We start from the raw sequence: 13584 nt of genomic DNA, 5'->3' as shown, positions 1-13584 counted from the left end.
ATGTTGTTAACTGCAGCAGACTGGCAGGCGGTCTGGCTGACGCTGAAGCTGGCGACACTGGTCACCATGTTGCTGTTGTTAATCGGCACGCCGCTGGCGTGGTGGCTGGCGCGTACCCGCTCTGTCTGGCGCGGCCCGGTATCGGCACTGGTGGCCTTGCCGCTGGTTCTGCCGCCGACGGTGCTGGGGTTTTATCTGTTGCTGGCGCTGGGACCAAACGGTCCGCTCGGCCAGCTGACGCAGACACTGGGGCTGGGGCTGTTGCCGTTCAGCTTCAGCGGACTGGTGCTGGCCTCGCTGCTGTATTCGTTGCCCTTTGTGGTGCAGCCGGTACAGAACGCCATAGAAGCCATGGGCGAGCGACCGCTGGAAGTCGCCGCGACACTGGGTGCAGGCCCCTGGGACCGTTTCTTTACCGTGGTTCTGCCGCAGGCTAAACCGGGCCTGCTTACTGCGGCCGTGCTTGGCTTTGCCCATACCGTCGGCGAGTTTGGCGTGGTGCTGATGATTGGCGGCAATATTCCCGGTGAAACGCGGGTGATCTCGGTACAGATTTACGACCATGTTGAAGCCCTGAGTTACGCTCAGGCGCACAGTCTGTCGCTGATGATGCTGCTGTTTTCGTTTGTGGTGCTGCTGCTGATGTACAGCCTGAACCGCCACAGCCGCCTGAATTTTTCCATGAGCCGCCCATGACCGATCTGCACCTGAATCTTGATCTTCGCCGTGGCGACTTCCGCCTGCAGCTCAATACGGCACTGGCCGGGCAGGGGGTGACGGCGGTATTTGGCCCCTCCGGTTGTGGTAAAACCACGCTGCTGCGCTGCATTGCCGGACTGGAGCAGGGCGGCGAGATTCGTCTTGGGGATGAAATCTGGAGTAGTGCGCGGCAAAGCCTGCCGGCGCATAAACGTCCGCTGGCACTGGTGTTTCAGGATGCCGGTCTGCTGCGTCATCTGAATGTGCAGGGCAATCTTGATTATGGCGTTAAGCGCGCGCGCAAACGTGGGCTAACCCCCTTACCAGCAGAGCAGGCCCGGCAGGTACTGGAACTGCTCGATCTGCTTCCCCTGCTGCAGCGTCCGGTGCAGCGTTTGTCCGGCGGCGAGCAGCAGCGGGTGGCGCTGGCGCGGGCACTGCTGATTAATCCGCGGCTGTTATTACTCGATGAACCGCTGTCGGCACTGGACAGCGCACGTAAGCAGGAGGTGTTGCCCTATCTGCGTCGCCTGCATCAGGTCTATCAGGGGCCGATACTCTATGTCAGTCATGCGCTGGAAGAGGTGGTGCAACTGGCCGATCAGCTGCTGGTGCTGGAAAAAGGTACGCTGAAAGATCAGGGCAGGCTGGCCGATGTACTGGCAAGGCTCAGCCTGGGCGATGAAACCGGGGTGGTGCTTGAAGGTACCGTGGCTGCTCAGGAAACGGACGGGCTGGCGCGGCTGGCTCTGACGGCAGACGGAACAGCCGCTGGCAGCGCAGAGCTGTTACTGAGTGCGCCTCAGGCGCTTGTGGGTGATCACTTACGTGCACGGGTTCTGGCGCGGGATGTGAGTATCAGCCTCAGCCGTGCGGACGACAGCAGTATCCTCAATATTCTGCCGGTCAGGGTTGAAAGCCTCAATCAGAGTGGCGTCTCGGTACTGCTGAATCTGCGCTTGCCGGATGGTGAATTACTGCGTGCCCGGCTGACGCAGCGTTCGGTGACTCAGTTGGGTTTACAGGCGGGCATGTCCGTCTGGGCGCAGGTTAAGTCGGTCGCGCTGGCCGGTTAAATTGTGCTCCATAAAAAACGCCGCTGCGGGAAACCACAGCGGCGTTTTCAGTTGCATGACCCTGTTCAGTGAATCAGGCCAGAGGCTCTGCCACCCGTTGCAGGCGGTTATCGCCGCTCAGGGTGCGGTAACTGCGGGCATGGTAAGTGTCGGCAGAACGCTTAAGGATCTGTGGCACGTAGTACCAGTCGGCCTGAACCTGTTCGCGGCTGGCGCTCAGCAGGATAAACCCGTGCTGGCGCAGTTCGGCAAACTTGATGTGCGGGCTGGCATCCATAATGGTCTGTGCGCCGGCTTCGGCAATCACCGGCGGGAAACCCGGAGAGGTGACCGATGGGCAGACAAATTCCACCGCCAGAGAGCCTTCACCACTGTAGCGGTTGTAGTTGTTGCGGTCGTAAGGGTTGTCACTCAGGTCGGCAGCAAAAGAGCTGTGTACATCGCCGGTGAGAATCACCACGTTATCAATCTGTTCGTTGCGCAGCAGCGCCAGTAAGCGGTCGCGGGTAGCGCTGTAGCCGTCCCAGCTGTCGAGCCAGAGTGACGCCCCGCCGCCAAAATGATCCGGCAGATTAATAAAGTAGCGCTGCGCCATCATCACCTGCTGACCGACGATCTTCCAGCGTGCGCTGCTGCTCTGTAATTGCTGATGCAGCCAGGCTTCCTGTTCAAAACCAAGCAGGGTGCGGTTTTCGTCTTTAGCTTCGCGCTGTTTATCGCTGCCAGATGGTGCTTCATCACGGCCTTCAATACGGGTATCGAGCATCAGCAGGTCGAGCAGATCGCCGTAGCGCAGATTGCGGCTGATACTGCCGTTGCTGTTTTCGCGGATCGGCATCCATTCGAAATAGGCTTGCTTGGCGGCGGCTTTACGCTCGTTCCAGTCACCTTCGCCGTCGTTATGGTTTTCGGCGCCATAAACGTTGGCATCGTTGGCAAACTCGTGGTCATCCCAGACGGTGATAAACGGATGACGCTGGTGGGCGGCTTTTAAATCCTCATCCAGTTTGTACATGGCGTGGCGGCGGCGGTAGTCCGACAGACTGACAATTTCGTGAGCCGGAGCCAGCGCACGTTTTTCGCGCAGCAGCAGTTCGCCGTATTCGTCCTGAGCGTATTCGTAGATGTAGTCGCCGAGGTGGATGACGGCATCCAGATCGTTGCGGTTGGTCAGTGCGCGGTACACGTTAAAGTAACCGTGCGGGTAGCTGGAGCAGGACACCACGGCAAAACGGGCGCTGTCGATATCGCCTTCCGGGGCGGTGCGGGTGCGGCCGATTTCGGAATCTTTGCCCAGAGCACTGAACTGATAAAAGTAGGTGGTGCCGGGCTGCAGGCCGTCGGCATCGACTTTAACGGTGAAGTCGCGGCTGGCGTCGGTGCGGAAGTCGCCGCTGCGTATCACCTGAGTCATGCCTTCATCCAGTGCGACCTTCCAGCTGACGGTCAGTGGCATATTCACTTCCGGCAGAAAGTGGGTCCAGAGGATGACGCGGTCGGCGCGCGGGTCGCCGCTGGCAACGCCGTAGTTAAAATGGCCGGGGTCATTGGCTTCAATTGGCGTCGGGCTGCTCATCGCCATGCTCAGGCCGGACTGACTCAGGGCTCCCATACCGGCAACGCCGGCGCCGGTGCGGGATAGAAATTTACGGCGGCTGATATCCATGTCGGACTCCTTTTTTATAGGTGGATCGGCATACAATCCACGCGACGGGTGAGTGTGGTGCGTGCTAAAGAATGCGCGAGTCTAGGCAGGCTCTGTGTCAGCGCGGTGACAGTTTTTTGAAACTTTGGTACTTACGTTTTACAAGGCGCGTTTTACAACCTTGGCCCGATTGTTCGCATGGCTGGCGTAAGTGGTGTAAACAGCCGATGGCGGTGCAACGCAGCGCTGTAATGTCGTAGCGCAACGCAGCGCTGTAATGTCGTGGTGTAACGCAGCGTTGCTATGTAGTGGTGCAGAACGGAGAAAAGAACGTGGCATTAGAGCTGCTGGCTGAAGAGCAGGTTGAGATTTCCGGTTTTGGCGGCATCCGCGAACGGGTGCTGGTAATGGACCCGCGCCAGTTTGGTCATCATGTGCGCGAAGAATGCTGGCCCGGCTTCGGCGCCTGTACCTACTTGGCTAACGCCTGGTTTTTACCCGGTGGTTCGACCGGACTGCACAGCCATGAGCAGATTGATATCGTCAGTGTGATGACCCGTGGTGAGCTGCATCATCAGGGCAGTATCGGTGATGGTGAAGTGTTGCAGGCTGGCCAGGTGCAGTTACAGCGCAGTGGCATCAAAGGTTTTCGTCATAACGAGCAGAATCCGGGCGCGGATTATCCGGCTATGGTGCAGATCTGGCTGCTGCCGCAGAGCCATGAAGGCGAGGCGTGTTATCAGGTTATTGAGCTCAATCCGTCCGACCTGACCTGTGTGTACGGTGGCGAATTGTTTGCGGCTTCAACTCGGGTGGATGTGCTGCAACTGGCGGCAGGCGATGAGTGGACGCTTGACGATGATGCGCTGGGTTATGTATTCCGTGGCACGGCCATCAGTGCCGATGGGCAGCGTTTACAGCGCGGGGATTTGTTCAGGCTCAGCGGACAGTCACTGAGCCTGATGGCGGAAAGCGGTTTTGCGCTGGTGATGATCCGCGAGGCCTGATTGCGGAATTACCACTCAATACCGGCCTGAGCTTTCACTCCGGCTTTAAAGGCGTGTTTTTCCATTTTCATATCGGTGACGGTATCGGCCAGATCGCGCAGAGCCGTTGGCGCACCACGGCCGGTCAGAATTACATTCTGCTCCGGCGGGCGGTTTTCCAGCGCGGTTTTTAATTCGTCAAAATCCAGCAGATCGTACGCCAGCATATAAGTGATTTCATCCAGCATCACGGTGCGTAGTTCTGGATTGCTGAGCATGGCTTTGGCTTTTGGCCAGACCGCATCAAAGGCACGCTGATCCTGCTCTTTATTCTGTGTTTCCCAGGTAAAACCTGAGCCCATCACTTCATGGGTAAGGCCCGGCAGGGTGGCGAGAATTTTGGCTTCGCCGCAGTCCCAGGTGCCTTTAATAAACTGCACCAGCCCAGCCTTATAGCCATGGCCCAGCGTGCGGATAACGGTGCCGAAGCCGGAGCTGCTTTTCCCCTTACCATTTCCGGTGAGCACGATGATAACGCCACGTTCTTCCTGAGCACGGGCGATGGCGGCATCGACCTTCTCTTTATGCTTCTGCATTTTCTGCTGGTGGCGATCGGTATTGGCTGTTTGCTCGCTGTTACTCATACTTTTTTGTGATTCCTGAAAGGTGGGATTTCCGCTGGCTAACGGGTGTTCACTCAGTCCTTAACTATACTGGATTACAACCATCGCCTGAACCGGGAATGCACAATGGATGAACGCAAGTTAAATCAGGATGTTACGGTCGATCCTGATCCACAGGAAACCAAAGAGTGGGTCGATGCCATTCACTCTGTGATCCGTGCCGAAGGGGTCGAACGCGCCCATTTTCTGATCGAACGTATCGCCGAACGTGCCACCCGTGATGGCATGCCGCTGCCTTATGCGCTGAATACGCCTTACCGCAATACCATCGCTCCGGAAAATGAAGCGCCGATGCCCGGTGACCTGTTTATGGAACGCCGCATCCGCTCGCTGGTACGCTGGAATGCGCTGGCCATGGTTCTGCGCGCCAACAAAGAAGGCGCGGGCGATTTAGGTGGTCATATCTCCAGTTTTGCTTCCAGTGCCACACTTTATGATGTGGCCTTTAACCATTTTTTCCGTGCACCCAACGCCAGCAGTGACGAATCACCACTGGGTGATCTGATTTATTACCAGGGCCATGTGGCACCGGGTATTTATGCCCGTTCTTATCTGGAAGGCCGTTTTCAGGAATCCGATCTGGAGCGCTTTCGCCGTGAAGCGTTAGCACCGGGCTTATCCTCTTATCCACACCCGAAACTGATGCCGGATTACTGGCAGTTTCCGACTGTGTCTATGGGCCTTGGCCCATTGCAGGCAATTTATCAGGCGCATTTTATGCGTTATATGTCCGCGCGCGGACTGGTGCCGCGTAAAGGTCGCAAGGTATGGGCTTTCCTTGGTGATGGCGAATGTGACGAGCCGGAAACCCTGGGAGCTATTGGTCTGGCCGGACGGGAAAAACTCGAGAATTTAATCTTCGTTGTTAACTGCAACCTGCAGCGCCTTGATGGCCCGGTTCGCGGCAACGGTAAAATTATTCAGGAGCTTGAAAGTCAGTTCCGCGGTGCCGGCTGGAATGTGATTAAAGTCGTGTGGGGGCGGCACTGGGACCCACTGCTGGCAAAAGACCGTAAAGGCATGCTGCAGAAGCGCATGGACGAAACCGTTGATGGTGAATACCAGAATTACAAAGCCAAAGGTGGAAAATACACCCGCGAGCATTTCTTTGATAAATACCCGGAGCTGACGGAATTAATTAAAGATTTATCCGATGAAGATATTTTCCGCCTGAACCGTGGTGGCCATGATCCTTATAAAGTTTATGCTGCCTATCATGCGGCAGTAAATCATAAAGGACAGCCAACGGTTATTCTGGCTCATACCATTAAAGGCTACGGCATGGGTGCCGAAGCTGAAGGGCAGAATCAGGCGCATTCGGTTAAAAAACTCGATATAGAAAGCATTAAAGCCTTCCGCGACCGTTTTGATATTCCGGTTCGTGATGAGGATCTTCCGCATATGCCATTTTACCGGCCACCGGCAGACAGTCCGGAGCTGACCTATATGCGTAAACAGCGGGAAAAGCTTGGCGGCTATTTACCACAGCGTACAGAAAACTGGACGGCATTAATCGCACCGGATCTGGAGTTTTTTAAAGCCCAGACCGAAGGTAGCGGTGAACGTGAAATATCCACCACCATGGCCTTTGTGCGCATTATGTCGCACCTGGTGAAAGATAAAATCATGGGCGACCGCGTAGTACCAATCGTGCCGGATGAAGCGCGCACCTTTGGCATGGAAGGTTTATTCCGCCAGTTGGGTATTTATTCATCCGAAGGTCAGTTATACGAGCCGGTCGATCAGGGCCAGGTGATGTATTACCGCGAGGATAAAAAAGGCCGCATTCTGGAGGAAGGCATTAACGAAGCCGGTGCTTTTGCTGCCTGGATGTCAGCGGGCAGTTCGTACAGTACCAACGGACTGGCGATGATTCCGTTTTATATTTATTACTCGATGTTTGGCTTTCAGCGCATCGGTGATCTGGCCTGGGCAGCTGGTGATATGCAGTGTCAGGGATTTCTGATTGGTGCAACTTCAGGGCGGACAACCCTGAATGGTGAAGGTTTACAGCATCAGGATGGTCACAGTCATATTCTTGCATCCACCATTCCCAACTGTGTCAGCTACGATCCTACTTATGCTTATGAGCTGGCCGTGATTATTCAGGATGGCCTGAAGCGCATGTATGAGAAGAAAGAAAAAGTCTTCTATTACATCACCAGCCTGAATGAAAACTACGTTCATCCGCCGATGCCGGAAGGTGTGGAAGAGGGGATTAAACGCGGGCTGTATCGCCTGAAAAAATCGGCAATTAAAGGCGCGAAAAACAAGAAGCCGGCGCGTATTCAGCTGCTGGGCAGCGGCTCTATTTTACGCCAGGTTGAACAGGCGGCGCAGTGGCTGGAAGGTAAGGGCATTGCTGCCGATGTCTGGAGCGTAACGTCCTTTAATGAATTACGCCGTGATGGTCTGGCCTGTGAGCGGACAGCGTTATTGTCCGCGACGGAACAGCCTCCGGTTCCCTGGGTTACCCGTCAGCTGGCAGACAGCGAAGGCCCAATCGTTGCCACAACCGACCATATGAAAACCTATGCCGAACAGATACGCGCCTTTATTCCTGAAGGACGGCGTTACCGCACGCTGGGTACCGATGGTTTTGGCCGCAGCGATTCGCGTGAAAATTTACGCCGCTTCTTTGAGGTGGACTGGCAACACGTAGCCTGGGCTGCGGCAAGCGAACTGGTCAGGAGCGGTGCGTTAAAAGCCGCTGATCTCGAACAATGGCGCAGCGAACTGAATATCGATGCCGCCAAACCTGACCCACTGTACAGCTGAGGATGGATGCATGACGACTTTAAAAATCCCGGATCTCGGTGGTGCCAGTCAGGTTGAAGTGATCGAAATTCTGGTCAGCCCCGGCGATACGGTCGAAATGGAACAGGCATTAATTGTTCTGGAAACCGATAAAGCAACGATGGAAATTCCGGCCGAAGCCGCCGGCGTGATTAAAAACCTGAGTGTTAAAGTGGGCGATAAAGTCAGCAGCGGTGATGTATTCGGCGAGCTGGGTGGTGATGCCTCAGGTGCTGAAGAAAAAGCCACTGAAGAAAACAAACCTGAAGAAAAAAACGCTGAAAACGCTCCTGCTGCAGAACAGAAAACGACCGAAGCTCCGGTACAACCTGCTGTAGAAAATGCGCCGTCACCGAGTGCTGAACCTGTTGCAGCCGTTGATATTGCTATCCCGGATCTTGGCGGTTCTGAGCAGGTGGAAGTGATTGAGGTTCAGGTCAGTGCCGGTGATGATATTGATGCCGAACAAACAGTGCTGGTGCTGGAATCGGATAAAGCGTCGATGGAAATTCCGGCCGGTCAGGCTGGTACTGTAATCAGTGTCGCCGTTAAAACCGGTGATAAAGTCAGTGCCGGTGATGTCATGCTTAAATTACAGCCGGCTGCTGGTAATGCTGTGTCTGCGGAAAACAACGCCGCTGAATCTGCAGCGGCTGAGGTGGCGCCAGCAGAAAAAACTGCAGCACAGGCAACAACGCCAAAAGCAACAGTTGCAACAGCTGCAGCAACGACCCCTGCTGCTGATGTGCGCTCTTCCGCTGCGGAAGTTCATGCCGGCCCGTCAGTACGCAAGCTGGCACGCGAATTTGGTGTCGATCTGGCACAGGTCAGCGGTAGCGGGCCAAAACAACGTATCACCAAAGATGATATCCAGCGTTATGTAAAACAACGGCTGAACGGTGAGCCAGCCTCCGTGTCGGGTGGTTCAGGTATACCTGCGGTGCCTGTGGTGGACTTTGCCAAATTCGGTGCCGTCAGTGACAGTCCGCTGAATAATATTAAACGGGCAACCGCGCGGGCGATGACAACGGCCTGGCTGAATGTGCCACAAGTCACGCAATTTGATCAGGCCGATATTACTGACCTGGAAAATTATCGCAAACAACAGAACGAACGTTATGCGCGGCAGGGAATAAAGTTTTCTATTGTTCCCTTCGTGCTTAAAGCGATTGCCAAGGCGCTGGAAGATTTTCCATCTTTTAATGCCTCGCTCAGTGCCGATGGCGAAAAGCTGATTCTGAAGCACTATGTGCATGTCGGCGTGGCGGTCGATACGCCGAAAGGATTACTGGTGCCTGTCATTCGCGACGTGAATCAGAAATCGGTTACACAAATCACACAAGAGCTTACCGATAAGGCCGAATTGGCCCGACTGGGTAAGCTACCATTAGCTGATATGCAGGGTGGCTGTTTCAGTCTGTCCAGTCTCGGTGGTATTGGTGGTACAGCGTTTACCCCTATTGTGAATCCACCGGAAGTTGCCATTCTTGGCTTATCGAAAGCATCGATGCAACCGGTATGGGATGGTACGGCTTTTATACCTCGCCTGATGCTGCCTTTATCTCTGTCTTACGACCATCGGGTGATTGATGGCGCCGAGGCGGCCCGATTCAGCCAGCACCTGGTAATGTACCTGCAGGATTTACGTAATGTTCTGATGTAGTGATATCGCAGACACTGTCAGGCGTTGCCAGAGTAAGACGTTGTAGACAGATAATATTTTATAAATTAAGGGTACCCAGAGCGTCGTCGGTGAAAGGTTTTCTTACACCGGCGGATCTCCAGATAACAAGCATAAGTAAGGGTGTGAGGAGTCTATGCTGAAAGCACTAATGTGGCCGGCAATCAAATTTATGGGGCAGCTGAGTTATGCTGCCAAATTCGGCCTGATCAGTTTTTTGTTTATGGTGCCTCTGGTGGTTCTGAGCGGGCAGGTTTTTCTTGCTGCATTTGAATCGATGAAAAAAACGGAGCTGGAATTAAGCGGGCTGCAGAGCACTCAGCAATTATTTAATTTTGCCCATGAGCTTGAAGCATTCCGTGATCTGGCTGCGGTGGTTCCGCATCAGAATAATGCTGAACTCCGCGCCCGTGCAGAACAGCGCATGAACGATATTCCCCAGCAGATTCAGAAGTTACTGCAAAGTACTGACGATGAAGAGCTGCTCTCGCTGTTAAAAGGCTGGGAGAAAAAGTATGCCCATCGCCTGAAAATGACCGGTGAGCATCGTCAGCCGACCTTCCGTGATCAGTATAAGTATTATCAGATTGTAATTGACGAGCTGTATCTGGTTATTCGCCAGTACACCCAGTCGTCCGGTATTTCACTGGATTCTGATGGTGATATTCAGCGCCTTGTCGGCATTGTTATGACATTACCAGAAGCTCACCTTGTCGGCGGTATGGGGCATGCTGCAGGGGTGTATGCCTTTGTAGAACAGTATCTGCAATCAGCTACCTATGACCTGATGAACGTTGTCTACGACCAGCTGCTGGCCGCGCACCCTAATATGCAGCTGATGGTCAGCAGTGCGGAAGCGGTTGGTGATGCTGATTTGCTGACTGCAGCTCAGGCTGCTGTTAAGGCAGTTGACAGTATCCGTATGAAAATAGATGAAGAAATTATTGCGGCAGCGACCATCGAATCCAGCTGGCAGGATTATGATAAGTTCTATCAGAGTCAGCTACAGGTATTAAAAGACATAGAAAATAAAGCCTTCCCGCTGATCAGCCGTAAATTACAGTCGCGTCTGGACGGGCAGCAAAAACGCATCGGAATACTGGCTCTGGTTCTGCTGTCAGCGTTGACCATTATTGTTTACCTGTATCTCGCATTTTTTATGTCTATCCGTTACACCATTAAGCGTTTTTCCGGCACTGCCCGTGATATTGCCAATGGCGACCTCACCCATGAAATCAGCTTCAATGGCCGTGATGAAATGGGGCAGCTACGTGACGCTTTTAATGAAATGATCAGCAATATCCGTAATACCCTGACCGCAGTAAAAGACAGTGCCGGCTCGGTCAGCGCCAATGTTAATGAAGTAGAAAGCATTGCCAACCGCAGCCGTCAGGCCGTACAGATTCAGCTTGAACAAACCAATCAGGTTTCACAGATTATCAGTGATATGGCAGACCGTGCTGTTACGGTAACCCACTTGGCCGAAGAGGCAGAAGAAGCGGCGCACAGTGGCCATAAAAAATCGGATGAAGCCGGACAGGTTGTTACCCGGGTGATGGATCAGGTACGCAGTCTGGCCGATGAAATGGCTAACTCAATGGAGGCGGTGAACCGTCTGGCAGAGAATTCTTCCAGCATCAGCAGTATTCTGGCGACCATTAAAGGTATTGCGGAGCAGACCAACTTATTGGCATTGAATGCGGCTATTGAAGCAGCCCGGGCCGGTGAACAGGGCCGTGGTTTTGCTGTGGTTGCTGATGAGGTACGCACACTGGCCAGCCGCACTCAGGGATCAGCACAGGAAATTGAAGGTCTGATCAGTGAAGTGCAGAAAAATATTGTCAGTGCAGTGGATACCATGGAAGTGAACCGCAAAATGGTCGAAAGCACCGTCTCTCACTCTGAACAGGTCAGCACCACGCTGAATGAAATTCAGATCAGTATGGGTGATATTCAGAAGAAGACGACTGATATTGTCGTGACCGCCAACGAGCAAAAACGCAGCGCAGCTGATCTCGAACATAACCTGGAAGCAATCCGTAACAGTGGCCAGCAGACGTCCAGCAACGCCGAAGGAACCGTGCAGGCCGTACGTCAGACTCAGGCCATTACCGATTCACTTGCGCAGCGGGTTGAGCAATTTAAGGTCCGATAAATACCAGCGATATGCCATAAAAAACGCCCACGATACAGTGGGCGTTGTTTATGGTGCGTCAGACTACGGTATCAGGAATTATCGTCGTTACGCTTATGCCGGCTTTGCCAGATAACCTCCTGACCATTATCGCGCCGGGCGAGAACCCGGGCGAGAATAAACAGCAGATCTGATAAACGGTTGAGATAACGCAGTGCCAGCGAGCTGACAGTTTCAGTGCGGGCCATTTCAACCAGAGAGCGCTCAGCACGGCGACAAACGGTACGTGCCATATGGGCACAGGCGGCGCAACGGTTGCCTCCGGGAAGAATAAAATCCTTCAGCGCTGGTAGAGAATCGTTCAGCGCTTCGAGATTATCTTCAATATCCTGCAGTAACTCTTCGCTGAGGGCATAAAATCCCGGTACTGAAAGTTCACCGCCAAGGTCGAACAGATCATGCTGAATCTGATGCAGCAATGGCTGCAGGTCGTCATCAGCACTCAGTTCGGCGCGCAGTAATCCCATCCAGGAATTCAGCTCGTCCACATCACCGATGGCATGGATACGCTCGCTGCTTTTACTGACACGGGAACCGTCGCCCAGACCGGTTTCACCACCGTCGCCGGTTTTGGTTACGATTTTGGATAAACGGTTGCCCATATAATCACCATGTTAGTTGTTGTCGTACCCGGAGGCTCAGAAGTCACCGATATTCTGTTCAACGGTCAGAAACTCGATCTGAACCGGTTTTAATGCTGTTTCAACGGAACTTAATTGTATTTCGTTCAGAGGCTTCGGTGCTGAAAAATCAGCGGCCGCATCAATGCGGATAATCTTATTTGCGGAGCCGGGAAGGCCCAGCCACAGTACTTCTCCTTTGCTGGCCAGTGCTGAGATATTACCGGAAGCAAGATCATTGCTGACTAATGAGACAGAGTTGTCCGCATTCAGTGAGTAAAGCGTGTCAACCGAAGAACCTAAATCACCGTTCCAGCCTTCGTAGGTCGTGAAAAAAATCTTGCCGCTTTCCGTTGCAGTGATGCGATTAACGGCATATTCATCAGTCAGAACTTCTGTTGAAAAGTCATTCAGGTTAACGGCTTCAATACCACCGGAGAGCGGATAGTAAACGAGCGATCCAAGGTACATTGTATCGCCATAGACCACACCGCTTTGGTGGTTGGCAAGACTGAGTTCAATCGCCTGTGTACCAGGGGTTACTGAATCCGTATCAATTTCTTCCCAGCTGGTGGCATCAAAAACAACCACTTTTTCGTTGCCGGATGACGCCCAGGACGTCAGGTTCTGCAGAGTGATATACACTCTGTTGTTATGGGTGAATACCATATCCATTTCAGGTACTTCATCATTTTCACCACTCACATGATGGCTGATATCCAGTTCACGGATAAGAAAGTCCCCCGCGTTTTTTGCCGCAAGATTGACGACCCAGGCCTTAGCTTGACCGTAGCGTGTGATCACTGCGGTATCATCGGTAATGAAGCTGATATTATATGGATTGGCGGATGTTGTTTCACCAGCAGAACGCATGGAGTAGCCTTCACCAGGGTAGTAACCGAGCTGCGGGTTATCTATGTGATACTTCTGAATGGTATCGATGTCTTTACGGCCAATATGGTAGATGTATTCGCCTCTTGTTGCGATACCGTAATCGGTTTCTGTCTTTGAATTATAGTTGCTGGCAACATCGGTACTGCCATCGGTAAATTCAATCATGCTTTCACTTTTACCTTTTGATTGAACGACGGCAATATCGGTAAACGTGATTTCTTCAGATTTATTGTCTTTATCGTTACATCCGCTTAACAATAACGCGGAAGAAATGATAGCCGCTATTACGGGAGAATTAATTTTAGACATC

General features: G+C 53.2%; 10 protein-coding genes. 6 read left to right on the top strand and 4 right to left on the bottom strand.

Translation table 11 applies throughout. The features are described from left to right. Both modB and modC read left to right on the top strand, forming a co-directional pair. Complete coding sequence (gene modB, locus MT343_RS15065; RefSeq protein ID WP_145466238.1) at window positions 1-696, top strand: molybdate ABC transporter permease subunit; 696 nt, start codon at window positions 1-3, stop codon at window positions 694-696. Continuing rightward, window positions 693-1775 carry a molybdenum ABC transporter ATP-binding protein gene (modC, locus tag MT343_RS15060; protein WP_145466236.1) on the top strand — a complete coding sequence of 361 codons (1083 nt, stop codon included), beginning with the start codon at window positions 693-695 and terminating at the stop codon, window positions 1773-1775. The genes modB and modC overlap by 4 nt, the downstream gene beginning before the upstream one ends. A 73-nt stretch (window positions 1776-1848) precedes the next feature. Here modC and MT343_RS15055 read toward each other — a convergent pair whose 3' ends face one another. Further along, window positions 1849-3441, bottom strand: a complete 1593-nt coding sequence (locus MT343_RS15055; RefSeq protein WP_145466234.1) for an alkaline phosphatase D family protein — start codon at window positions 3439-3441, stop codon at window positions 1849-1851. 311 nt (window positions 3442-3752) lie between these two features. Here MT343_RS15055 and MT343_RS15050 point away from each other — a divergent pair, with 311 nt between their 5' ends. Next, window positions 3753-4427, top strand: a complete 675-nt coding sequence (locus MT343_RS15050) for a pirin family protein (protein ID WP_145466232.1) — start codon at window positions 3753-3755, stop codon at window positions 4425-4427. 8 nt (window positions 4428-4435) lie between these two features. Here MT343_RS15050 and cobO read toward each other — a convergent pair whose 3' ends face one another. Beyond that, complete coding sequence (gene cobO, locus MT343_RS15045; RefSeq protein ID WP_145466230.1) at window positions 4436-5050, bottom strand: cob(I)yrinic acid a,c-diamide adenosyltransferase; 615 nt, start codon at window positions 5048-5050, stop codon at window positions 4436-4438. Between the two features lie 105 nt (window positions 5051-5155). Between cobO and aceE the strand changes: the two genes are divergently transcribed. From aceE to MT343_RS15030, 3 genes are all read left to right on the top strand, one after another. Beyond that, entirely contained in the window at window positions 5156-7867 is a 2712-nt protein-coding gene (gene aceE, locus MT343_RS15040) for a pyruvate dehydrogenase (acetyl-transferring), homodimeric type (RefSeq protein WP_145466228.1), read from the top strand. Between the two features lie 10 nt (window positions 7868-7877). Beyond that, the gene (gene aceF, locus MT343_RS15035; protein ID WP_145466226.1) at window positions 7878-9548 is read left to right on the top strand and encodes a dihydrolipoyllysine-residue acetyltransferase; all 1671 of its coding nucleotides are present in this window, start codon (window positions 7878-7880) and stop codon (window positions 9546-9548) included. Window positions 9549-9702: 154 nt separating this feature from the next. Continuing rightward, window positions 9703-11721 (top strand): methyl-accepting chemotaxis protein, encoded by a 2019-nt coding sequence (locus MT343_RS15030; protein WP_145466224.1) that lies wholly within the window; start codon window positions 9703-9705, stop codon window positions 11719-11721. A gap of 71 nt (window positions 11722-11792) precedes the next feature. Here MT343_RS15030 and MT343_RS15025 read toward each other — a convergent pair whose 3' ends face one another. Further along, window positions 11793-12362 carry a cob(I)yrinic acid a,c-diamide adenosyltransferase gene (locus MT343_RS15025; RefSeq protein ID WP_145466222.1) on the bottom strand — a complete coding sequence of 190 codons (570 nt, stop codon included), beginning with the start codon at window positions 12360-12362 and terminating at the stop codon, window positions 11793-11795. Between the two features lie 36 nt (window positions 12363-12398). Then, window positions 12399-13583: a hypothetical protein gene (locus tag MT343_RS15020; RefSeq protein ID WP_145466220.1), complete on the bottom strand. Its 1185-nt coding sequence runs from the start codon at window positions 13581-13583 to the stop codon at window positions 12399-12401. Window position 13584: the final 1 nt, after the last annotated feature.

The organism is Venatorbacter sp. C2-1 (assembly GCF_022832715.1).
GTDB lineage: Bacteria > Pseudomonadota > Gammaproteobacteria > Pseudomonadales > Oceanobacteraceae > Venatoribacter > Venatoribacter alkanivorans.
Note: the sequence above shows the minus strand (reverse complement) of the source record. Positions and strands in the feature narration are given on the sequence as shown.

What these genes read in the sequence shown, in the direction of transcription:
- cobO (WP_145466230.1), bottom strand. Translation starts at nt 5,050, where the DNA reads ATGAGTAACAGCGAGCAAACAGCCAATACCGATCGCCACCAGCAGAAA.
- aceE (WP_145466228.1), top strand. Translation starts at nt 5,156, where the DNA reads ATGGATGAACGCAAGTTAAATCAGGATGTTACGGTCGATCCTGATCCA.
- MT343_RS15020 (WP_145466220.1), bottom strand. Translation starts at nt 13,583, where the DNA reads ATGTCTAAAATTAATTCTCCCGTAATAGCGGCTATCATTTCTTCCGCG.
- modB (WP_145466238.1), top strand. Translation starts at nt 1, where the DNA reads ATGTTGTTAACTGCAGCAGACTGGCAGGCGGTCTGGCTGACGCTGAAG.
- aceF (WP_145466226.1), top strand. Translation starts at nt 7,878, where the DNA reads ATGACGACTTTAAAAATCCCGGATCTCGGTGGTGCCAGTCAGGTTGAA.
- MT343_RS15055 (WP_145466234.1), bottom strand. Translation starts at nt 3,441, where the DNA reads ATGGATATCAGCCGCCGTAAATTTCTATCCCGCACCGGCGCCGGCGTT.
- MT343_RS15025 (WP_145466222.1), bottom strand. Translation starts at nt 12,362, where the DNA reads ATGGGCAACCGTTTATCCAAAATCGTAACCAAAACCGGCGACGGTGGT.
- MT343_RS15030 (WP_145466224.1), top strand. Translation starts at nt 9,703, where the DNA reads ATGCTGAAAGCACTAATGTGGCCGGCAATCAAATTTATGGGGCAGCTG.
- modC (WP_145466236.1), top strand. Translation starts at nt 693, where the DNA reads ATGACCGATCTGCACCTGAATCTTGATCTTCGCCGTGGCGACTTCCGC.